Here is a 21,323-nt window from a genome sequence, read left to right on the forward strand (position 1 = left end):
GGTACCCACCGGGGTCGCTGGGCTCAGGTGCGCGCCACGTGCGTGGCACCGGTGATGGCGGCGAGAACGTCCTCGTAGCTGGCGGCGGTGGCCGAGAAGCTACCGTTGTTTCGGCCGTGGCGCAGGACTTCGACGCGATCCGCCACTGCCCGGATGTCGGTCAGGTTGTGGCCGATGAGGATGACTCCGAGGCCGCGGTCTCGCAGGTCCTGCACATAGGACAGGACGTCGGCGGTCTGGCTGACTGACAGGGAGGCCGTGGGTTCGTCCAGCACCACCAGGGAGGGACTGGAGACCAGAGTGCGAGCGATGGCGACGCACTGGCGTTGGCCCGCCGAGAGCGTCCGCAGCGGCACTGTGAGGTCCGGGATGCGGGAGTTGACGGCACCCAGGTGCTGTTTGGCCAATTCCGTCATTCGGGTCGCGTCCAGCAGCCCCCACCGACTGCGCAGCTCCTGGCCGAGGAAGACGTTGTCGGTGACGTCGAGGTTCTCCACGAGGGAGGACTCCTGGAAGACCGAGGCAATGCCGAGTTCGGTGGCTGCACGTGGGGATGAGATCGAGACCGGGCGCCCGTGCCACTCGATGGTGCCGGCGGTCGGTTGGTACACCCCGCCGATGACGCGCGCGAGGGTCGACTTGCCGGCGGCATTGTCCCCGACGAGAGCGACGACCTCGCCGGCCTCGACCACGAGGTCGACGTCCTCGGCCGCGTGGACGCCACCGAAGAACATGCTGATGCCGGTGAGTCGGAGCAGCGGTGCTGATGGGCTCATCCGACAATCCTTCCTGCCGGGCCCGGTGTCTGGACGCTGTCATACGCAAGTGCCGCCGCGCCGATCGCCTCGGCGTGGCGAGTGAGTTCGCTGGCCACCAGGAGCTCATCGGCCGACCCCAGCAGGGGGCGTGCTCGCAGCGCGTCACGAATTGGCCCGAGGAAGAGCTCTCCGGCGGTGGCCAGTGCACCGCCGATGACGATCGCCTCGGGATGCAGCATCAGGGCCGAATTGGCGAGCACCGGGCCAACCACCGCGCCGGTGTCGGCAATCACCTGGCGGCAACCAGCATCACCACGCTGCGCCGACGCGACGATCTGGCGCAGGTTCATGGGGCCATGGCTGAGGCGCAGTAGGTCGGCCAGGGCATCTTCGGAGACGGCGGTGTTGAGGCAGCCACGGGCACCGCAGCGGCAGATGGGCCCGCTCGGGTCGACCTGGACATGACCCAGCGCGCCAGCCGGCCCGCGGATGCCCCGATGCAGCTGTCCACGGATCAGGATCGCGGCTTCGATCGTCTCCTCCGCGCGAACGTAGATGGCGCAGGAGGAGCCGCGCAGGCTGCCGAAGCGGGCTTCTGCCATGGCGGCGGCGTCGGCCTGCTGCTCCAGGACCACGGGACGGTTGGCCCTGCGACTGAGGGTCTCGGCCACGTCGACGTCCTCCCAGCCGTGCAGAGCCCCCCCGGTCATGGTCGCGAGCAGATTCGGGGGAAGGGCCACACCCACGGCGACCACGTCGTCGAGGGTGGCGCCAACCTCCTCGACTGCTTCGCCGAGGAGCAGGGCAGCCCGATCGAGCGTGGTGTCAAAGCGATGGTCCACGGGCAGTGGAAGCTCGGAGCTGTGCTGGACGGTGTTGGAAATGTCTCCCAGATAGGTGCGCAGCGACCTGGCGGTGATGTGGACGCCGAAGGCGAGCTGTGAGGTGGGAGCCAGCGACACCTGCTGGGCGCGCCTGCCTGACCGCGTCGTGGCGCTTGTCACCAGCACGGAATCGCATTCCAGCTGCTTGACGATGTTGGAGACGGTGGCCGCGGAGAGCCCGGTGGCGGCGGCGAGTTCGACCTGGGTGATGGCGCCGAAGGTGCGGACCGCCTCAAGGATGCGCTGGCTGTTGGCCTCCCGCAGGGAAGACTGCGAGCCCGGTGCCCTCATGGCACACACACCTCCTCGGATCGGCCGTTGAGTCACCATTGTGCGCCCTCGTGAAGCCAAAAGCGAGGAGCTGGCTTCAAAGACTGAAGCCAAGATGGGCGGAACGCCGCACGCTCGTGTCGTGTTGGGCAGGGCTCGCCTCAGCGTCCGAAGCGTCAAGGGGAGACGAGCGTCTCGTCACGGAACGGTCACGCTTGGCTTCAAGTCTTGACTTCATGACGGCAAAAAGGTCTACTTTGAGTTAACCCGGCAGATGCTGGGGCAGTCAAAGGAGACGGCATGTCCAATGACGGGCACATCATCCTCGAGATGGCCAACATCACCAAGGTCTTCCCTGGTGTGAAGGCGCTCGACGGTGTGACGATGAAGGTCAGGCGGGGTGACGTCCACGCCATCTGCGGCGAGAACGGTGCCGGCAAGTCGACCCTGATGAAGGTCCTCTCGGGCGTGTACCCCCATGGCACGTACACCGGCGACATCCTGTTTGAGGGTCGCACGATGAACTTCAACAACATCAAGTCCTCGGAGCAGGAGGGCATCGTCATCATTCACCAGGAGCTGGCGCTGATCCCGGAGCTCTCGGTGACGGAGAACATCTTCCTGGGCGAGGAGGTGACCAAGGGCGGCCTGATCGACTGGGGGGAGGCCCGCTCCCGCGCACTCGAGCTGCTCGCTCGCGTGGGCCTGGACATCAACCCCGACACCGCCATCAAGAAGCTCGGTGTCGGCCAGCAGCAGTTGGTCGAGATCGCCAAGGCCCTCAACAAGAACGTGAAGCTGCTGATCCTGGATGAGCCCACTGCGGCCCTCAACGAGGACGACTCGGCGAACCTGCTCGACCTGATGCGGGGCCTGCAGGGCAAGGGCATCACTCAGATCATGATCAGCCACAAGCTCAACGAGATCGCCGCCGTCTCCGATGCGGTCACCGTCATCCGCGACGGCCGAACCGTGGAGACCTATGACGTGGTGGCCGGTCAGGTGGACGAGGACCGCATCATCCGCGCGATGGTCGGTCGCTCGATCGAGAATCGCTACCCGGACCACGAGTCGAACCCCGGAGAGGTGCTCTTCGAGGTCGAGAACTGGACCGTCGAGCATCCCGACCTGCCCGGACGCCTTACGAGCAAGTCCGCCAGCTTCACCGTTCGCGCCGGGGAGATCGTCGGTTTCGCCGGCCTCATGGGCGCCGGGCGCACCGAGCTGGCCCGCTCGCTGTTCGGCCGCAGCTACGGCATCCACCGCGGCGGTCGGATGATGCTTGAGGGCAGGGAGATCACGCCCAAGAACGTCTCCCAGGCCATCGATGCCGGCCTCGCCTATGTCACCGAGGACCGCAAGGTGCTGGGCCTCAACCTGCTCGACACCATCAAGACCACGATCACCTCGGCCAACCTGAAGAACATCGTCAAGCGGGGCCTGCTCGACCTGGAGAAGGAGACCGAGGTTGCCAACGGCTACCGCGACGACCTCCGCATCAAGACCCCTAGCGTGGACGTCGGGGTCGCGACTCTCTCGGGTGGCAACCAGCAGAAGGTCGTGTTGGCCAAGTGGATGTACACCCAGCCCAAGGTGCTGATCCTGGACGAGCCCACCCGCGGCATCGACGTCGGCGCCAAGTACGAGATCTACAAACTGATCCAAGCCTTGGCCGACCAGGGCAAGGCAGTCATCGTCATCTCCTCGGAGCTACCCGAGGTACTGGGCATCTGCGACCGGATCTACACCATCTGCGAGGGCCGGATCACCGGTTGCCTGGCAGCCGGTGAAGCCGACCAGGAGACCCTCATGCGCCGCATGACCACCACTGTCGGCCAGCCCAACGAAGCCATTCCGGCCTGACCGCCGCACCACCAACGGAGCAGACACATGAAAGCCCTCAAGCAGATCTTCGGATCCAACCTCCAGCAGTACACGATGGTGCTGGCCTTGGTCGCCCTGGCCGTCGTCTTCCACGTCATTTCGGGCGGGCGCATGCTCACGCCCTCCAACCTGCAGAACCTGGTCTCGGGCAACGCCTACGTGCTGATCCTGGCAATCGGCATGGTCATGGTGATCGTCATCGGGCAGATCGACCTCTCTGTCGGATCGGTGGCAGGATTCACCGGCATGATGGTGGCGCTCACTGCCGTCGACTACAACCTCCACTGGCTCGTCGCCGTGGGGCTCGGCCTCCTGCTCGGCCTGGCCATCGGCGCCTGGCACGGCTTCTGGCTCTCCAAGGTAGGCATCCCCGGCTTCATCACCACCTTGGCCGGCATGATGATCTTCCGTGGTCTGGTCATCTGGGTCTCGAAGTCCATCTCGGTGGCCGCGCCCTCCGAATTGCAGTTCTACGGCTCGGGATACCTGCCGGAATGGGGCCCGGCCTTCACCCAGATGAACAACTCAACGCTGCTGCTGGGAATTCTGGGCTGCGCATTCTTCATCGTCAGTGAACTGCGCCGCCGCTCCCGTCTGGTGCGTCGTGGCCACGAGGCCCCGCTGTGGGCCAGTCTTGTCCGCATTGCACTCATCGTCGGCGTCATCGGCTACCTGACCTACCTGTTCGGCACCGGTCGTCCCGGCACCTCCTTCCCGGTGCCCGGTGTGATCCTGCTGGTTCTGGTCGTGATCTACCACATCATCACCGAGCGGACTCGCTTCGGTCGCCACATCTACGCCGTCGGTGGCAACAAGGCTGCAGCCGCGCTGTCCGGGGTCAACACCCAGCGCACCTACTTCCTGGTCATGCTCAACATGTCCTTCCTGGCAGCCCTGGCCGGCATCCTCTTCCTCGGCCGCTCCACCGCCGCCGGCCCCGGCGACGGCACCAACTGGGAGCTCGACGCCATCGCGGCCGTCTTCATCGGCGGTGCAGCGGTCTCCGGCGGTATCGGCACCGTCGTCGGATCTGTCATCGGCGGGCTCGTCATGGCAGTCCTCAACTCCGGCCTCATGCTGATGGGTGTCGGCGCCGACAAGACCCAGGTCATCAAGGGCTTGGTCCTGCTGGCCGCCGTCGCCTTCGACGTCTACAACAAGCAGCAGGGCAGGCCGTCCATCATCGGGCGCATCACCCAGAACTTCGGCAAGAAGGACCCCCAGTCCACCGACGCTCCCGCCGTGGACGCCGGCCCCGTGGTCACCGCCGAGGACACGATGCCGAACACCGGCATCCCCACCAGCACCAATTGACCCGCGCAACGCTGCCCACCCCCATCGGAGACCTTCCGATGACCACCGAAAGAAGGAACGCAATGAATCTCAACCGTCGAAGCATTCTCGGGTCCATCGCCGGACTCGCTGCACTGACCACCCTGAGCGCTTGTGGCGGCGAAGGCCGCGAGGGTACTGGCAATTCGAGCAATGCCGGTGGCGGTTTCGCCGCCGACTCCACCATCGGCGTGGCGCTGCCGTGGCTGGGCACCCAGAACTGGAAGGAGGCCGAGGCGATGTTCAAGAAGGAGCTCGAGTCGGCCGGATTCAAGGCGCTCGTCCAGTCCGCCGACAACAAGGTGCCCCAGCAGCAGTCCCAGATCGACACCATGATCCAGCAGGGTGCCAAGGTCATCGTCGTCGGCCCCGTTGACGGCAAGCAGCTCGGCTCCACCCTGAAGAAGGCCCGCGAGGCCGGCGTCGCGGTGCTGGGCTACGACCGCATGCTCGAGAACACGGATGCCGTCGACGGCGTCATCCAGTTCGGCTCAATCCGCACCGGCGAGCTCCAGGGCCAGGCCCTGCTCGACGGCCTCGCCGAGGTCAAGGGCGGCAAGGGCCCTTGGAACATCGAGCTCTTCGGTGGCGGCCCGGCAGACCCCAACGCCCCCCTCTTCTTCCAGGGCGCGATGAAGGTGCTGCAGCCCAAGATCGACGACGGCACCCTTGTGGTGGTCTCGGGCCAGAAGGAGTTCACCCAGTGCGCCACCACCGACTGGGACAACGCCAAGGCACAGTCGCGCATGGACTCGCTGCTCTCGGGCAACTACTCCGGCAAGAAGATCGACGGCGTGCTCTCGCCCAATGACGGCATTGCCCGGGCCATCCTGACCTCCTGCAAGCAGGCGGGCCAGCCAGTCCCGGTCATCACCGGGCTGGACGCCGAGAACGAGTCGGTTGCCCTGGTGTGGGCGGGCACGCAGTACTGCACCGTGGCCAAGCCCACCGACAAGCTGGTCGGCAAGACGATGGAGATCATCAAGGCCCTCCAGAAGGACGGCAAGCTGCCCGAGACCAAGGAGAAGGGCAACAACGGCAAGATCGACGTCCCGATCTTCCAGCTCGACCCGGTCGTTGTCACCAAGAAGAACGCCAAGGAGGTCTTCGCCAACGATCCGGAGCGCATGAAGCTGCTCAAGTGATGTGAAGTGAACCTCGAAGGGCCCTGGGCATCGGCGCAGGGCCCTTTCGCTTCGCCCTAGAGTTGAACCCATGCCGAGCTACAGGGACGAGGCCATCGTCCTGCGCACCCACAAGTTGGGGGAGGCCGACCGCATCATCACCCTGTTCACCCGTGGACACGGCAAGGTGCGGGCAGTCGCCCGGGGCGTACGGCGCACCTCCAGCAAGTTCGGGGGCCGGCTGGAACCCTTCACCCACGTCGACCTGCAACTGGTCGAGGGGCGCAGCCTTGACATCATCACCCAGGCCGTCCAGTTGCACGCCTGGGCCGACCCCCTTGCTGCCGACTACGAGCTCTACACCGCCGGGCAGGTCATGCTCGAGACCGCCGACAAATTGGTGCCGGTCGAGGGCGAACCGGCCCTGCAGCACTACCTGCTCCTGGCTGGCGCACTGCGCACGCTGGGCCAAGGGACGCCCGATGGTCCGCGCCCCGCGTCCATGGTCCTCAACGCCTACCTGCTGCGTGCCCAGGCCGTGGCGGGCTATGCGGCGACGCTGGATTCATGCGCTCGGTGCGAAGTGGGGTTGCCGGAGCCGGACACCCCGGCGGCGGTGTGGTTCTCCCCGCAGGCCGGCGGCATGGTCTGCCGTCGGCATCGGACACCAGGGGCCGCGCGGGTGTCGGCGCCCACACAGAACCTGCTGGTGGCGCTGTTGACCGGGGACTGGGAGGCCACACGGGCGGCCGGAGTACCGGAGCAGAAGGAGGCGAGCGGTCTCGTCGCGGCCTTCACCCAGTGGCACATGGAGCATGGCCTGCGAACGATGGGCTTCCTGGAGCGCGGCTACGAGACCTAGCCGGGGACTCAGCAGTCGGAGCAGAGGCCGAACATCTCCAGCTCGTGGCCGGCATCGCGGAAGCCGTACTCCGCAGCCACCTTGGCGGCCCAGGCCTCCACGGCATGGGCCTCGATCTCCACCGCCTTGCCACAGTTGCGGCAGATCAGGTGGTGATGGTGCCCCGATGAGCAGGCCCGGTAGGTCATCTCGCCATCGGGAGAGCGCACCGCGTCCAGTTCGTCGGACTCCACCATGCTCTGCAGGGTGCGGTAGACGGTGGCCAGTCCGACCTTGTCCCCGGCCGCAGCCAGGGCGGCGTGCACCTGCTGGGCGGTGCGGAACTCCTCGTTGCGGGAAAACAGATGGCGGATCGCCGCACGCTGGCGGGTCTGGCGGACGGGAGCGGACATGCGTCGAGTGTAGCCACGGCATGGTTTCAGCGTTCAACGGGATTCGGGTTCCGGGTGGGGCTGGGGGTACCCTGCGTCCATGCAGCGACGTGGATTCCTCCGTTCCGGTGTGTCCGCAGCCGCCCTCGTGCTGGGTGCCTGTGGCACCTCCGACGACCAGGCCGGCAGCGACGAGGCCAAGCTGATGGTGAGCGATCCCTGGGTGCGCACCACCACGGGCAAGAAGGACCCGATGATGACGGGCGCCTTCATGGACATCACCAACCCCACCAGCGAGGACCGCGTGCTCCTGAAGGTCAGCACCGATGCCTCTGATCACACCGAGCTCCACAAGATGGAGAAGGTCGACGGCACGATGGTGATGTCCGAGGCCAAGGACGGCATCACCGTTCCCAAGGAGGGACACCGCCACTTGGTGTCAGGCGGCTACCACATCATGATCATGAAGCTTGAGAAGGAGCTCAAGGTCGGTGACGAGGTGAAGATCACCCTCGAATTCGACAAGGGCGAGAAGATCGAGGTCACCGCCATGGTGAAGGAGTTCGTCGAGGAGGAGGACCACTACCACACGCCCAAGCCATGAGCGTTTCGGGCATGTGCTGTAGTGGTGGACGATGACCTCTGAGAGTTTCCCGCGGACAGGCCACGGCATGGATCGCCGTGGCCTGTTCGGCGTGGTCGCGGGCGGATCGGTGGTGGCCGCCATGGCCGCAGGCTGCACCCGCAAGAATGCGAGCTCCCCGGAACTGAACGGCGATGACCCCCGCGACCCGCGCGGCCGAACCTGGAGCCCCCATCAGGAGCACCAGGCCGGCATCACCTCGCCCACCCCCGCGGTGACCGTCATTGTCTCCTTGGACCTGGTGAAGGGCGCCGACCGGGACGCCCTGCGCCGGTTCCTCAAGATGTGGTCGGCCGACATCGAGGCATTGATGGCAGGGCGCAAGGTGCCCGGTGACCCGCTGCAGGACATGGCCCAGCCCAATGTCTCGCTCTCGGTCACGGTCGGTTTCGGCCTCGGCTTCTTCAGGGTTCCCGGCCTGGAGAAGTACCTGCCCGACGGGCTGGCCGAGATCGCGCCGATGAAGCACGACAAGCTGGTCGAAGACTGGAGCGGTGGAGACCTGGTTGTCCAGATTTGCGCCGACGACCCCACCTCGGCGGCCTATGCCCAGCGCATCCTGGTCCGCGATGCCAAGCCCTTCGCCACCCCTCGCTGGGTCCAACATGGCTCCTGGCGAGCCATCGGCGGCGACGGCAAGCCGATCACCGGACGCAACCTGTTCGGCCAGGTCGACGGCACGGGCAATGTCCTGGAGGACGCCGGCAACAAGATCTGGACCGACGCGGGCCAGTCCTGGTTCACCGGCGGCACGATGATGGTGGTACGCCGTATCGAGATGAACCTCACCACCTGGGACGAGCTCACCCGCGAGCGACAAGAGAAGGCGATGGGCCGCACCCTCGACGTCGGCGGCCCCCTCAGCGGGCCCAACGAGGAGATGAAGCCGCTCAACTTCAGCGCCCGTGACCAGGACGGCAAGCTGCTGGTGCCCATCGACTCCCACGCCCGTCTGTCCAACCCGGCCAGCAACGGCGGTCGCACCATGTTCCGCCGCTCCACGAACTACACCCACGACGAGGGCGGCAAGACCACCCACGGACTCATGTTCGTCAGCTTCCAGACCTCGATCCCCGGGGTGTTCACCCCGGTGCAGAAGCGCCTGGACGCCTCCGACGCCCTGAACGAGTGGACAACCGCCATCGGCTCGGCCGTCTTCGCCGTGCCGGGCGGCTGGCCCCAGGGCAAGTTCCTGGCGCACGGGCTGTTCGCCTAATCGTGGCGTTGCAGGGACCACTAGGCTGCTGACGTGCTTGTCGTGAACAGGTTCCGTGTGCCCGAGTCCGAGCGTCCCGTTTTCGAAGGACGCGCCCAGGCGGCGGTCGAGCTGTTTCGCACCAAACCCGGCCTGCAGAGCGCGGACCTGGTGCAAAACCTCGATGACCCGGAGTTGTGGGCAATCGTGACGCACTGGGACCAGGTCGGGTCGTACCGCCGTGCGCTCGGCGGTTTCGAGTCCAAGATGACCATCGTCCCGCTGCTCAGCCTGGCCATTGACGAACCCTCGGCCTATGCCGACCCGGCCGATGTGGGCTCCAACCGTCCGCGAGGTTTTCACCGATAGGCTGGGCCCACTGCACGCTCCCGCCTGGTGCGTGTGCCAATGAGGACTTGGAGAAGAATCGTGGCCCCTGACAGCAAGCTCGATGCGGTCGTCAGCCTGTGCAAGCGACGCGGGTTCGTCTACCCCTGCGGTGAGATCTACGGTGGCACCCGAGCCGCCTGGGACTACGGACCGCTGGGTGTCGAGCTCAAGGAGAACATCAAGCGCCAGTGGTGGAAGTCGATGGTGACCGGACGCGATGACGTCGTCGGCCTGGACTCCTCGATCATCCTCCCTCGTCAGGTGTGGGTTGCCTCGGGCCACGTCGGTGAGTTCACCGACCCGCTGACCGAGTGCACCAGCTGCCACAAGCGTTTCCGTGTGGACCACATGCAGGAGGCGCTGGCCGCCAAGAAGGGCGATGTCGACCCCGACTCGATCCCGCTGTCGGAGATCAACTGCCCGCACTGCGGCACCAAGGGTCAGTGGACCGAGCCCCGCGAATTCAACATGATGCTCAAGACCTACCTGGGCGTCATCGAGGACGAGACCGGCCTGCACTATCTGCGACCGGAGACTGCCCAGGGCATCTTCGTGAACTTCAAGCAGGTCGTCCAGACCCAGCGGATGAAGCCCCCCTTCGGCATCGCCCAGACCGGCAAGAGCTTCCGCAACGAGATCACCCCGGGCAACTTCATCTTCCGCACCCGCGAGTTCGAGCAGATGGAGATGGAGTTCTTCGTCGTGCCCGGCACCGATGAGGAGTGGCACGAGTACTGGATCAACGAGCGCAAGAACTGGTACGTCAACCTGGGCATCGCCGAGGACAACCTGCGCCTCTACGAGCACCCGCAGGAGAAGCTCTCGCACTACTCCAAGCGCACCGTCGACATTGAGTACCGTTTCGGCTTCACCGGCTCGGAGTGGGGCGAGCTCGAGGGGATCGCCAACCGCACCGACTTCGACCTGTCCACCCACACGAAGCATTCCGGGCAGGACCTGTCGTACTTCGACCAGGTGAACAACGAGCGCTACGTCCCCTACGTCATCGAGCCGGCGGCCGGCCTGTCGCGTTCGCTGATGACCTTCCTGGTCGAGGCCTACACCGAGGACGAGGCACCCAACACCAAGGGCGGGGTCGACAAGCGCACCGTGCTGCGCCTGGACAACCGCCTGGCCCCCGTCAAGGCTGCCGTGCTGCCGCTCTCGCGCAATGAGGACCTCTCACCCAAGGCGCGTGACCTCGCCGCCCAGCTGCGCAAGAACTGGAATGTCGACTTCGACGACTCCCAGGCCATCGGCAAGCGCTACCGTCGCCAAGACGAGATCGGGACGCCGTTCTGCATCACGGTCGACTTCGACACCCTGGAGGACCAGGCCGTCACCATCCGCGAGCGCGACACCATGGCGCAGGAGCGGGTGGCACTGGACCAGGTCGAGGGCTACCTCGCCCAGCGCCTGATCGGCTGCTGAGTTCTCCGGCTACCGGCCTTTCCCGGCTCCCGCCCCTTCGCGGCTCCAGGCCTTTCCCGGTTTGCCCGACCTGCATGCCCTCGCCCCCGACATATCGCGGGCGAGGGCTTAGCAGCCGAGCAAAGGCAGGGCGGGGCAGGGCCGCGCAGCTTCAGTGGACGCCCCCCGGCCGACCCCCAGGTCGCGATCCTGGGCGCCCTTCCCAAGCGAGGTCCCACCTCGTAGGATTTGTTGCGCCGTGTAACAAAGTCTCCGGAGGTGACCGTGAACTCGACCCTGATCGCCCTGCAGAACGACCGTGTCAGCCTGCTGCTCGCCAGTGACGGGCTGGTGCCCGAGGTGGTCCACTGGGGCAAGCCCCTGGGCCAGCTCGACGCCGAGACCGTCCAGACGCTGCGTCGTGTCTCACAGCACGCAGGCCTCCACAACGGCCTCCCCGACACCGGGTACCGGCTCTCGATGCTCCCCGAACAGTGGACCGGCTGGAGCGGCCACCCCGGCATCAGCGGCTCCCGCAAGGGTCAGGGCTGGGCGCCGCGCTTCGAGGTCACCCGCACCACCCTCGACGGCCAGGACGTCACCGGTTTCGCCTCCGCGGACCGCGGCACCGCGGTCTTCCACGCGCACGATGAGCTGGCAGGGCTCGACCTGGAACTCACCGTCGAACTCACCGCGTCCGACCTGGTGCGCACCCGCGCCACCCTCACCAATACCGGCGAGGACGGCTACCAGCTCGACCAGCTGCTGATCTGCCTGCCTGTCCCCGCCGGCGCCACCGAGGTCCTCGACTTCGCCGGACGCTGGGGCAAGGAGCGCCACCCCCAGCGCACCACCCTCCCGGTCGGCACACACTGGCGCGAGGGCCGCCATGGACGCACGGGCGCCGACTCCGCCTACGTCCTGCACCTGGGCGAGGCCGGCTTCGACTTCGGCCGTGGCGAGGTCTGGTCGGTGCACACCGCCTGGAGCGGGAACCACGTCCACTACGCCGAGAAGACCCTCACCGGCGACCAGGTGATCGGCGGCGGCGAACTGCTGCTCCCCGGCGAGATGGTGCTCGACCACGGCCAGAGCTATATCAGCCCCTGGGTCATTTCCGGCCACGGCACCGGTCTGGACGAGATCGCCCGCAATCATCACCGCTACCTCCGCGACCGTGCGAACCCCGTCAACACCAGGCGCCCGGTCACCCTGAACGTCTGGGAGGCGGTCTACTTCGACCACGATGTCGACCGCCTCCGGGACCTCGCCGACCGGGCTGCGCAGCTCGGCATCGAACGCTACGTGCTTGATGATGGCTGGTTCGGTGCTCGCCGCAACGATGGGGCCGGGCTGGGCGACTGGGTGGTCAGCAGCGACGTCTGGCCGGATCGTCTCCATCCGCTGGTCGACCACGTCACCGGCCTGGGCATGCAGTTCGGCCTGTGGTTCGAGCCCGAGATGGTCAACCCCGACTCCGACCTGGCCCGGGCCCACCCCGACTGGGTGATGCAGGTCCCCGGACGCCGACCCCTGGAAGCCCGCCGCCAGTGGGTGCTCAACATCGGCATCCCCGGCGCCTATGAACACGTCAAGTCCCAGATGATGGCCCTGCTCAACGAGTACGACATCAGCTACATCAAGTGGGACCACAACCGCGACGTCTTCGACGCGGGGACAATGCCCGCCGGCGTCCCCGGCGTCCACGAGCAGACCATCGCCTTCTACCGCCTGGTCGACGAGCTCAAGGTCGCCCACCCTGGCTTGGAGATCGAGTCCTGCAGTTCCGGTGGCGCCCGCATCGACCTCGAGGTGATGCAGCACTGTGACCGGGTCTGGGTCAGCGACAACATCGACCCCACCGACCGGCAGCAGATGATGCGCTGGACCACCCAGCTGCTCCCGCCGGAGATGTTGGGCTCCCACATCGCGTCTGGCGCGTCCCACACCACCGGACGCCACCACGACATCAATTACCGGGCGGCCACCGCCGTCTTCGGCCACCTGGGCGTGGAGTGGGACCTCGCGAAGGCGACCGAGCACGAGCTGGAGCGCCTCGGGGCCTGGATCGCCTGGTACAAGCAGCATCGCGACGTGCTGCTGGCCGGTGACCTGGTCCGTGTCGACCTCCCCGTCCCCGGCGTCTACCTCCACGGCGTGGTCACCAAGGACCAGGCGATCTACTCCTTCACGACCCTCGAAAGGCCACACACCTGGAGCCTGGGCATGGTGCCGCTTCCCGGCCTCGACCCGGACGCCCGCTACCGCCTCACCGAGCTCGACCTGACCCTGGACGGCGGGGAACACCCCGTGGCCGGGTCCGCCGAACCGATCGAGCTGACCGGGCGCCAGCTCGCCACCGTCGGCGTCCGCGCACCGCTGGTCAATCCCGAGCGGACAAGGATCATCATCGCCGATCGGGTGTGAGCACGTAGAATCGTCCTTTGTGACTTCTGCGACCTCCACCCTGACTGCGCCGCTGCGGCTGAGCGCCCCCAGTCGCCGGGACGCCGTGGTCGTCGACACCCCGGTCGTCCTCGCGCCGATGGCCGGCATCACCAACGCCGCCTACCGCGAGCTCTGCCTCGAACAGGGCGCCGGCCTCTACGTCTGCGAGATGATCACCTCCCGCGCGCTCGTCTACGGGGACGCCAAGACGCGCGAGATGCTCACCTTCTCCCCGGCCGAGAAGATCCGCTCGGTGCAGCTCTACGGCGTTGACCCGGCCATGATGAGGGACGCCACCACGATCCTGTGCGAGGAATACGGCGTCCACCACGTCGACCTCAACTTCGGCTGCCCGGTCCCCAAGGTCACCCGCAAGGGCGGTGGGGGAGTGCTGCCCTGGAAGCGTGACCTGCTCGCCGCGATCCTCACCGCCACCGTCGAGGCGGCTGATGCCCACGGGGTTCCGGTCACCATGAAGACCCGCATCGGCATCGACGCCGACCACACCACCTTCCTCGACTCCGGACGCATCGCCCAGGACTGCGGGCTGGCCGCCATCGCCCTGCACGCCCGCACCGTCTCCCAGGCCTATGCCGGGCAGGCGGACTGGTCCCGCATCGCCGAATTGGTGGAACTGGTCGACATCCCGGTCATGGGCAATGGCGACATCTGGGAAGCGCCCGACGCCGTGCGCATGCTGCGCGAGACCGGCTGCGCCGCAGTGGTCATCGGACGCGGCTGCCTGGGGCGTCCCTGGCTCTTCGGCGACATGGCCTCCGCATTCTCGGGGCGCCAGACACGCGCCCTGCCCAGCCTCGGTGAGGTCAAGCGAATCGTGCGACGCCACGGTGAGTTGTTGGCGTCCGTGATGGGCGAACAGCACGGGTTGACCGACCTGCGCAAGCACATGGCCTGGTACTTCAAGGGATTCCCGGTGGGCGGCGAACTTCGGCATTCGCTGGCGATGATCTCCAGCTTCGCCGAACTCGACGAACGCCTCGCCCAGTTGCCCGACGACGTCCCGTTTCCCCACCGTGAACTGGGGCGCCCCCGCGGGCGCCAAGGTGCCCCGCGCGGAAAGGTCGCCATGCCCGAGGGCTGGCTGGCCTCCGAGCGCGGGATGGACCTCGACCTCAGCGAGGCCGAGCTCGACACCAGCGGCGGCTAGGCGAGGGCGAGCCCAGGAGGGCATCTCGGGTCAGGCGGGCATCTCGGGGATGAGGATCGCCATGAAGACCACGAAGCAGATGACCGGCGCGGCCAACGCGATCGCCAGGGCGAAGCCCCCGGTTCCCTTCGAGCCGCGCTTCCCCATGGCGCGCCCGGCGAGGACGAGCGAGATGATGCCCAACACGGTGGGGACGAGCTGGCCCATCGCAGTAAGGCCCACGGTCAGCAACTCGCCCTGCAGGTGGTCGGGGAGGGTTTCGCTGTCAAACTCCGTCCCCACTTCCCGGACGATGTCCACATAGGCCAGTGCGCCCCAGATCGCCAGCCCCAGCCCGAGGCCCAGGGCGATGAGGGACAAGATGAGCGCGATCCACCCCGGGCCGGGGTTCTCAGGCTCAACGCCGTAGTAGCCACCATAGGGCTGCATGCCTCCGTAGCCCTGCTGGCCGTAGCCGGGTTGTCCATAGGGCTGCCCGTAGGGGGAGGGCTGGCCCTGCTGTTCCCATCCCTGCCCGTACTGCTGCCGATAGGGGTCGGTGTTGTAGCTCATCTGCCACCTTTCTTGGAGCTGCCGATTCTAGTCGGCCGCAGGCTCGTCGAAGTCGGGGGTTTGGCGTGGGCCGAAGGCCCCTAGGTGTTGGTGGCGGACAGGTTCATGACACTCGGGTGATGGGAGGTTTCCCGTTGAGGGCGCTGTGGCCTCGTTCAGTGTTGTAGAAGGTGAGCCAGTCGGCAAGGGCATCGCGGCGGGCCTGGTTGCTGGTGAAGGGCTGCCGGTAGGCCCACTCGAGCGCGAGGGTCCGGTTGAGGCGCTCTACCTTGCCGTTCTGCCAGGGGCAGTGGGGCTTGATGAACTTCTGCTTCGCGTCCATGGCCTTGACTGCTGCTTTGAAGTCACGGCTGTTGCGGTAGGCGAACGCGTTGTCGGTGATGATGCGCTCGATGCGGGTGATGCCCTGGCTGGCGAAGAACGCTGCGGCGCGGGTGAGGAAGCCTGCGCAGGTCGTGCCCTTCTCGTCGTCGTGGATCTCGACATAGGCCAGCCGGGAACAGTCGTCGACGGCGGCGTGGACATAGTCATAGCCGATCCGTTCCCGCTTGTTCTTGGCGGCGCTGGTGGCGGCACGTCCGTGCAGGCGCCAGCCCCCGCCGTCGGGGATCTTGCCGATCTTCTTCACATCGATGTGGATGAGCTCACCGGGGCGTTGGCGTTCGTAGCGGCGCCTGCTGGCCTGACTGCCGCGGATCACCGCGCCGGTGATCGGGTCAAGGTGCGCCAGGGGCGGCATGTGGTGGCGGCGCAGGATCGCGGTCACGGTCCGGGCGGGAACGTTGGTGGCAGCAGCGATCCGGGCAGGGCCTCGGCGATACTGTGCGCGGTGGGCCAGGACCCGGGCCTCGACGGCTGGGCTGGTGCGCCGTGGCATGGTGTGGGGCCGGCTGGAACGGTCGTGAAGACCTGACTCGCCGTACTGGTCGTAGCGCTTGAGCCAGTGGTGGGCGCATTGGCGTGAGATGCCCATCGCTTTCGCGGCGTGAGCGACAGGCCAACCCTGCACGCGCACACGCTGGACCAGCAACAGTCGCCCGTTGACGTTCAACCGGGCCTTAGGGTGGGACATGAGGACCTCCGTTGTTGAGATGTGACCTTCGACAAGCCACAGCCCAGCGGGGGTCCTCCCTTCACGTCAACCGCACAACTGTCATGAACGTCCCTGCCACCAACACCTAGGATTGGGAGGAGTCTTCGTATTCACGAGGGGGGGAAGCATGGGCAACATCGGACGCCGCGCGGTTCTGGCAGGGGGCCTCGCCGGTCTGGCGGGATGCGTTGGGGGCGAGACCCCCCCAGATGTCAACAGCACTCCGACGGGGCCGAGCTCGGAGACGCCCTCCGAGGCAGGCTCGTCCGGAGCTGCGAGCCCCTCGGAATCACCGAACCAAGGCCGTCGTCTCACCATCGTCACCAGCGGCGACCTGCTCTGGCACAACACCCTCTGGCTGGCCGCCGCCGCCGACCATTCCCGCACGGGCAAAGGGGAGACCTACGACTTCGACCCCATGTTCGCGATGATGAAGCCCATCATCGAGGGGGCCGACCTGGCCATCGCCCACAACGAGGTGCCCTTCGCCAAGCCCGGTGGCAAGCCCACCGGCTATCCGAGCTTCGCAGCCCCCTCCGACATCGCACCGTGGATGTCGACGATGGGCTGGGACCTGGCCACCACTGCATCCAACCACTCGCTGGACCAGGGCTTCGACGGCTTGGTGCGCACCCACCAGCTGCTCACCGACAACGGGATCAAGGTGGTCGGCACCTACCCGAGCAAGGCCGCGAAGGACGAGCCGTTCATGGTCGAGAAGAAGGGGGTCAAGGTCTCCGTGGTCTCCGGCACCTATGACCTGAACGGGTACGTCCCCCCGGCCGGCAAGGAATGGTGCGTCGACATGTGGGATGTCGACCGCATGATCGCCGAGGCGAAAGCAGCCAAGAAGGCCGGCGCCGACATCGTGATGGCCCACCTCCATGGCGGGGACGAGTACCAGACCCAGCCCAATGCCGACCAGGTCACGCGGGCCACAGCGCTCGCGAACACCCCCGAGATCGACCTCGTCTTCGGCGAACACGTCCACGTCGTCCAGCCGATCACCCAGATCGACGGCACCTGGGTCGCCTACGGCATGGGCAACATGGTCGCCCAGCACCTCACCAGCGTGCCGCGCGGCTACGAGGGCATCACGATCCGCTGGACGCTGGCCGAACAGGACAGGCCCCGTGACGGCAAGGTCGGTCGCTTCGTGGTGGAGAAGTGCGAGTACATCCCGACCATGATCACCAACCTGCGGGAGAGCGGCTCCTGCCGTCTCTACCCGGTCAAGCAGGCCCTGGCGGAGGGCAGGGGTCCGAAGGATCGGCTCCAGGTCGCCCTCGACAGGACACGCAAGGCCGTGCTCTCCCTCGATCCGCCCAGCGGGCTCATCGAGGCCTGATCGGCCGGGCCGCCCAGGGGGGTGGGAGCCTCAGGCGGGGCGAGTCCAACCCCGGGCGTCCTCGCGGCGTCCGTACTGGATGCCCAGCAGCGCCTCGCGCAGCTCAGCAGTCTTCGGGCCCACCTCACCGTTGCCTACCGCGAGTTCCCATTCGGGAGCCTTGAAGCCGATGATGGGCGTGATCACCGCAGCAGTGCCGCAGGCGAAGCATTCGGTGATGGTGCCGTCCTCCAGTCGCTGCTTCAGCTCGTCGACATCGATCGGACGCGCCACGGCGCGCAGGTGGTGGTCCTCTGCGAGCTGGAGGATCGAGTCGCGGGTCACGCCCTCCAGGATGTTGGGCGACTCGGGGGTGAGCAGCTCGCCATCGGAGGTGACGAACATGATGTTCATGGTGCCGCACTCCTCCAGCCAGCGGCGCTCCGCGCCGTCCAGCCAGAGCACCTGCCCGCACCCGTGCTCGGCGGCCTCGTCGGCCGCAATGAGGGACGCCGCATAGTTGCCGCCGCACTTGGCCTTGCCTGTGCCACCGACCGCGGCGCGGGTGAAGTTCGGGGTCAGCCACAGCGTCATCGGGGCGTTGTAGTAGGCGCCGGCCGGGGTGAGCAGGACGCAGAAGAGGTAGGACTTCGAAGGACGCACCCCGATCAGGTTCTCGTTGGCGACCATGAACGGGCGGATGTAGAGGTTCTCCTCGTTGGCATTGCCCGGGACCCAGCGGCCGTCCAGGGCGAGCAGCTCGTGGATCGAGTCGAGGAACAGGCTCTCGGGCAGTTCGGGCATGCCGAGGCGCTGCGCGGACCGATTGAAGCGTGCAGCGTTCAACTCGGGGCGGAAGAGGTGGATCGACCCATCGTCCCAGCGATAGGCCTTGAGGCCCTCGAAGATTTCCTGGGCGTAGTGGAGCACGGCGGCAGAGGGGTGCAGGGGTAGGGGAGCGGTGGGGACGATGCGCGCATCGTGCCAGCCCTGGCCCTCGTCCCAGTTGATCAGCACCATGTGGTCGGTGAAGTGGGCGCCGAACCCGGGATTGGTCAGAATCTCGGCAAGCTGGGCCTCCGAGAGGGCGTTCTGGTTACGGGTGACAGGCAGCGTACCGGGGTTTTCGACCATGCCCCCAGCGTATCCCCGCCTCGCCGTTTTCCGCGGCATCTACCATGTGGACGGACATCTCGAATGGCGGACCGCGTCGGGAGCGGGTGCGGTCGCAGGGATGGCGGCAGGTATCGTGAGCGGCGTCATGTTCGACAGCCCTCCTCCCCGAGAGGTACGCACCATGAGTGGAACCGCGTCCCTGCATCCCATGCTGGTCCCGATGTTCGAGACCGTGCTCCAGCGCAATGCCGGTGAGCCGGAGTTCCAACAGGCGGTCCTCGAGGTCTTCCAGAGCCTTGGCCCCATCGCCGAGCGCCGCAAGGAATACACGGATTGGTCCATCATCAAGCGCATCTGCGAGCCGGAGCGCCAGATCATCTTCCGAGTGCCCTGGGTCGACGACAAGGGTGAGGTCCACATCAACCGCGGCTTCCGCGTCGAGTTCAACTCTGCACTGGGTCCCTACAAGGGTGGCCTGCGATTCCATCCTTCGGTGAACCTGTCGATCATCAAGTTCCTCGGCTTTGAGCAGGTCTTCAAGAATGCCTTGACCGGCATGCCCATCGGCGGCGGCAAGGGCGGTTCGGACTTCGACCCCAAGGGTCGCTCGGACAACGAGATCATGCGGTTCTGCCAGTCCTTCATGACCGAGCTGTACCGCCACCTCGGTGAGTACACCGACGTGCCCGCCGGTGACATCGGCGTGGGTGGACGCGAGATCGGCTACCTGTTCGGCCAGTACAAGCGCATCACCAACCGCTACGAGGCCGGTGTCATCACCGGAAAGGGCCTCACCTGGGGCGGCTCCCAGGCCCGCAAGGAGGCCACCGGCTACGGCGTGGTCTTCTTCGCCGAAGAGATGTTGCGTCGGGTCAACGACTCCTTCGACGGCAAGCGCGTTGTCGTGTCCGGTTCAGGCAACGTCGCGATCTATGCGGTGCAGAAGGCGACCCAGCTGGGGGCGCACGTGGTGGCCGTCTCCGACTCCTCCGGTTTCGTGGTGGATGAGGACGGCATCGACGTGGACCTGCTGGTCGATGTCAAGGAGGTGCGTCGCGAGCGACTCACCGAATACTCTGCGCAGCGTCCCCATACCATCTACACCGAGGTCGGGGATAACAGCTCCATCTGGAACGTGCCCTGTGACATCGCGCTGCCCTGCGCGACCCAGAACGAGTTGGGCGAGGAGCACGCTCGCGAGCTGGTCGCCAACGGGGTCAAGCTGGTCGCCGAGGGTGCCAACATGCCCACCACCCCGGCCGCAGTGCACCTGTTCCAGGACGCCGGGGTGCTGTACGCCCCCGGCAAGGCGTCCAATGCCGGTGGCGTTGCCACCTCGGCGCTGGAGATGCAGCAGAACGCCAGCCGTGACACGTGGGACTTCGAGACCACCGAGGACCGTCTCCGCGAGATCATGATCGGCATCCATGACGAGTGCGTGCTGACCGCCGAGGAGTTCAACGTCGACGGCGACTACGTGGCGGGGGCCAACCTCGCCGGATTCATGCGCGTCGCGACCGCGATGTCCGCACTGGGCGTCATCTGATCACAGATTTCACCGGAGAGTCATCCACAGGGCACCCCGGTGGCCTTGGACCGTTGTCCCCCGGCCTCTAGAATTCGGCGTGTTGGCGTGACATGTCGAAGGGATGGGGGCACAATGCGTCGCTGGTTCGCTGCACTGGTGGTGGTCCTGGCGGGGGCCATCTCGGCGGCCTCTGGCATGCCAGCCGCCGGAACGGCGTCGCTGCCTGTGCAGCCCCCCAGCCCCACCCCAGTGCCGGGTATTCCGGAGCCCTGCGTCTCCACGTCCGCCTGGCCCACCGACCTCGCCCCCGAAACCACTGCCGAGCGCCTGCAGAAGAAGTTCGGCGTGGTGCTGATGGGGCAGTGGTGGACCGACCACCACTACCGCCCTCTGGTGAAGGTGGTCTGGCAGACCCTTGATGCCGTCTCCTGTACCGACTACGTCACCACCATCAAGGCCCGCAACCACGGGGTGCTCGTGCTCAACGCAGCCCCCATCAGCGGGTGGGCTTGGGGCGACTGGAGCCTCACTCAGCCGGGTGCTCTCACCCTTGACTTCTCCAAGTGGACCGCCGCCCTCGACGAGGGTGACACCGGTCGGCTGGTGCGGCTGCTCATTCACGAGATGGGGCACGCCTACACCGTGAATCGTTTCTCGCAGCCGCCCTATTGGAACAAGTTCGCCGAGCTCTATGCCCGAGAGGGCCGATTCAGCAGCTATGGCACCAACCTGGAGGAGACCTTCAGCGACGTGCTGGGCTACTACGTGGGTCGCTGTGCCAAGGACAACCCCTTCGACAAACCCGGCTTTGGTGCCTACTACGCCTACGCCCGCGATGTCGTCTTCAACGGCGTCGAGTTCGGGGGTGAGCCCGGCGGGCCGCTCCATTGCGAAACCACGGAGGCCCCCAGCGCAACCTCCAGCCCCGCGACCCCGTGGAGTGCACCCCGCGGCTTCCGCTGAGGTGG

Annotated in this window: 19 protein-coding genes; 13 read left to right on the forward strand and 6 right to left on the reverse strand. The window is 66.6% G+C overall.

The window, feature by feature from the left end; translation table 11 throughout:
* Positions 1-23: 23 nt before the first annotated feature.
* Both M3G03_RS06950 and M3G03_RS06955 read right to left on the reverse strand, forming a co-directional pair.
* The gene (locus tag M3G03_RS06950) at positions 24-776 is read right to left on the reverse strand and encodes an ATP-binding cassette domain-containing protein (protein ID WP_259808963.1); all 753 of its coding nucleotides are present in this window, start codon (positions 774-776) and stop codon (positions 24-26) included.
* Positions 773-1,933: an ROK family transcriptional regulator gene (locus tag M3G03_RS06955; protein ID WP_259808964.1), complete on the reverse strand. Its 1,161-nt coding sequence runs from the start codon at positions 1,931-1,933 to the stop codon at positions 773-775. The genes M3G03_RS06950 and M3G03_RS06955 overlap by 4 nt, the downstream gene beginning before the upstream one ends.
* A gap of 279 nt (positions 1,934-2,212) precedes the next feature.
* On the opposite strand from M3G03_RS06955, the gene mmsA reads away from it, so the two are divergent.
* The 4 genes from mmsA to recO all read left to right on the forward strand — a co-directional run bounded on the left by mmsA (position 2,213) and on the right by recO (position 7,114).
* Positions 2,213-3,775, forward strand: a complete 1,563-nt coding sequence (gene mmsA / locus M3G03_RS06960; RefSeq protein ID WP_259808965.1) for a multiple monosaccharide ABC transporter ATP-binding protein — start codon at positions 2,213-2,215, stop codon at positions 3,773-3,775.
* 27 nt (positions 3,776-3,802) lie between these two features.
* Entirely contained in the window at positions 3,803-5,110 is a 1,308-nt protein-coding gene (locus M3G03_RS06965; protein WP_259808966.1) for a sugar ABC transporter permease, read from the forward strand.
* A 62-nt stretch (positions 5,111-5,172) separates the two neighbouring features.
* Complete coding sequence (locus M3G03_RS06970; RefSeq protein WP_259808967.1) at positions 5,173-6,273, forward strand: sugar-binding protein; 1,101 nt, start codon at positions 5,173-5,175, stop codon at positions 6,271-6,273.
* 70 nt (positions 6,274-6,343) lie between these two features.
* On the forward strand, positions 6,344-7,114 hold the full coding sequence (gene recO / locus M3G03_RS06975) for a DNA repair protein RecO (protein ID WP_259808968.1): 771 nt from the start codon (positions 6,344-6,346) through the stop codon (positions 7,112-7,114).
* An 8-nt stretch (positions 7,115-7,122) separates the two neighbouring features.
* Here the strand turns inward: recO and M3G03_RS06980 are convergent, their stop codons facing one another.
* Complete coding sequence (locus M3G03_RS06980) at positions 7,123-7,506, reverse strand: Fur family transcriptional regulator (protein ID WP_259808969.1); 384 nt, start codon at positions 7,504-7,506, stop codon at positions 7,123-7,125.
* Positions 7,507-7,585: 79 nt separating this feature from the next.
* On the opposite strand from M3G03_RS06980, the gene M3G03_RS06985 reads away from it, so the two are divergent.
* The 6 genes from M3G03_RS06985 to dusB all read left to right on the forward strand — a co-directional run bounded on the left by M3G03_RS06985 (position 7,586) and on the right by dusB (position 14,739).
* Positions 7,586-8,089, forward strand: coding sequence for a copper chaperone PCu(A)C (locus M3G03_RS06985; protein ID WP_259808970.1), 504 nt, complete (start codon positions 7,586-7,588; stop codon positions 8,087-8,089).
* A 31-nt stretch (positions 8,090-8,120) separates the two neighbouring features.
* Complete coding sequence (locus M3G03_RS06990; RefSeq protein WP_259808971.1) at positions 8,121-9,344, forward strand: Dyp-type peroxidase; 1,224 nt, start codon at positions 8,121-8,123, stop codon at positions 9,342-9,344.
* 33 nt (positions 9,345-9,377) lie between these two features.
* Positions 9,378-9,692, forward strand: a complete 315-nt coding sequence (locus M3G03_RS06995) for an antibiotic biosynthesis monooxygenase (protein ID WP_259808972.1) — start codon at positions 9,378-9,380, stop codon at positions 9,690-9,692.
* A gap of 60 nt (positions 9,693-9,752) precedes the next feature.
* Complete coding sequence (locus tag M3G03_RS07000; protein ID WP_396121912.1) at positions 9,753-11,144, forward strand: glycine--tRNA ligase; 1,392 nt, start codon at positions 9,753-9,755, stop codon at positions 11,142-11,144.
* Between the two features lie 258 nt (positions 11,145-11,402).
* Positions 11,403-13,550, forward strand: coding sequence for an alpha-galactosidase (locus tag M3G03_RS07005; RefSeq protein ID WP_311197501.1), 2,148 nt, complete (start codon positions 11,403-11,405; stop codon positions 13,548-13,550).
* 19 nt (positions 13,551-13,569) lie between these two features.
* Complete coding sequence (gene dusB / locus M3G03_RS07010) at positions 13,570-14,739, forward strand: tRNA dihydrouridine synthase DusB (protein ID WP_396121913.1); 1,170 nt, start codon at positions 13,570-13,572, stop codon at positions 14,737-14,739.
* Between the two features lie 30 nt (positions 14,740-14,769).
* Here dusB and M3G03_RS07015 read toward each other — a convergent pair whose 3' ends face one another.
* The gene (locus M3G03_RS07015) at positions 14,770-15,291 is read right to left on the reverse strand and encodes a hypothetical protein (protein WP_259809058.1); all 522 of its coding nucleotides are present in this window, start codon (positions 15,289-15,291) and stop codon (positions 14,770-14,772) included.
* A 103-nt stretch (positions 15,292-15,394) separates the two neighbouring features.
* On the reverse strand, positions 15,395-16,363 hold the full coding sequence (locus M3G03_RS07020) for an IS481 family transposase (protein WP_259808974.1): 969 nt from the start codon (positions 16,361-16,363) through the stop codon (positions 15,395-15,397).
* Positions 16,364-16,511: 148 nt separating this feature from the next.
* Here M3G03_RS07020 and M3G03_RS07025 point away from each other — a divergent pair, with 148 nt between their 5' ends.
* Complete coding sequence (locus M3G03_RS07025; protein ID WP_259808975.1) at positions 16,512-17,732, forward strand: CapA family protein; 1,221 nt, start codon at positions 16,512-16,514, stop codon at positions 17,730-17,732.
* A 30-nt stretch (positions 17,733-17,762) separates the two neighbouring features.
* On the opposite strand, the gene M3G03_RS07030 is transcribed toward M3G03_RS07025, so the two are convergent.
* Positions 17,763-18,845, reverse strand: coding sequence for a branched-chain amino acid aminotransferase (locus tag M3G03_RS07030; RefSeq protein WP_259808976.1), 1,083 nt, complete (start codon positions 18,843-18,845; stop codon positions 17,763-17,765).
* Between the two features lie 163 nt (positions 18,846-19,008).
* Here M3G03_RS07030 and gdhA point away from each other — a divergent pair, with 163 nt between their 5' ends.
* Complete coding sequence (gene gdhA / locus M3G03_RS07035) at positions 19,009-20,373, forward strand: NADP-specific glutamate dehydrogenase (RefSeq protein WP_259808977.1); 1,365 nt, start codon at positions 19,009-19,011, stop codon at positions 20,371-20,373.
* Between the two features lie 114 nt (positions 20,374-20,487).
* Positions 20,488-21,318, forward strand: a complete 831-nt coding sequence (locus tag M3G03_RS07040; RefSeq protein ID WP_259808978.1) for a hypothetical protein — start codon at positions 20,488-20,490, stop codon at positions 21,316-21,318.
* The last annotated feature ends 5 nt before the right edge of the window (positions 21,319-21,323 follow it).

It is taken from the genome of Aestuariimicrobium sp. p3-SID1156 (genome assembly GCF_025144225.1).
Classification (GTDB): domain Bacteria; phylum Actinomycetota; class Actinomycetes; order Propionibacteriales; family Propionibacteriaceae; genus Aestuariimicrobium.

What these genes read in the sequence shown, in the direction of transcription:
- M3G03_RS07030 (WP_259808976.1), bottom strand. Translation starts at nt 18,845, where the DNA reads ATGGTCGAAAACCCCGGTACGCTGCCTGTCACCCGTAACCAGAACGCC.
- M3G03_RS06955 (WP_259808964.1), bottom strand. Translation starts at nt 1,933, where the DNA reads ATGAGGGCACCGGGCTCGCAGTCTTCCCTGCGGGAGGCCAACAGCCAG.
- M3G03_RS06990 (WP_259808971.1), top strand. Translation starts at nt 8,121, where the DNA reads ATGACCTCTGAGAGTTTCCCGCGGACAGGCCACGGCATGGATCGCCGT.
- M3G03_RS07015 (WP_259809058.1), bottom strand. Translation starts at nt 15,291, where the DNA reads ATGAGCTACAACACCGACCCCTATCGGCAGCAGTACGGGCAGGGATGG.
- recO (WP_259808968.1), top strand. Translation starts at nt 6,344, where the DNA reads ATGCCGAGCTACAGGGACGAGGCCATCGTCCTGCGCACCCACAAGTTG.
- M3G03_RS07020 (WP_259808974.1), bottom strand. Translation starts at nt 16,363, where the DNA reads ATGTCCCACCCTAAGGCCCGGTTGAACGTCAACGGGCGACTGTTGCTG.
- M3G03_RS06985 (WP_259808970.1), top strand. Translation starts at nt 7,586, where the DNA reads ATGCAGCGACGTGGATTCCTCCGTTCCGGTGTGTCCGCAGCCGCCCTC.
- M3G03_RS07040 (WP_259808978.1), top strand. Translation starts at nt 20,488, where the DNA reads ATGCGTCGCTGGTTCGCTGCACTGGTGGTGGTCCTGGCGGGGGCCATC.
- gdhA (WP_259808977.1), top strand. Translation starts at nt 19,009, where the DNA reads ATGAGTGGAACCGCGTCCCTGCATCCCATGCTGGTCCCGATGTTCGAG.
- M3G03_RS06970 (WP_259808967.1), top strand. Translation starts at nt 5,173, where the DNA reads ATGAATCTCAACCGTCGAAGCATTCTCGGGTCCATCGCCGGACTCGCT.
- M3G03_RS06950 (WP_259808963.1), bottom strand. Translation starts at nt 776, where the DNA reads ATGAGCCCATCAGCACCGCTGCTCCGACTCACCGGCATCAGCATGTTC.
- M3G03_RS07025 (WP_259808975.1), top strand. Translation starts at nt 16,512, where the DNA reads ATGGGCAACATCGGACGCCGCGCGGTTCTGGCAGGGGGCCTCGCCGGT.
- mmsA (WP_259808965.1), top strand. Translation starts at nt 2,213, where the DNA reads ATGTCCAATGACGGGCACATCATCCTCGAGATGGCCAACATCACCAAG.
- M3G03_RS06980 (WP_259808969.1), bottom strand. Translation starts at nt 7,506, where the DNA reads ATGTCCGCTCCCGTCCGCCAGACCCGCCAGCGTGCGGCGATCCGCCAT.
- M3G03_RS06965 (WP_259808966.1), top strand. Translation starts at nt 3,803, where the DNA reads ATGAAAGCCCTCAAGCAGATCTTCGGATCCAACCTCCAGCAGTACACG.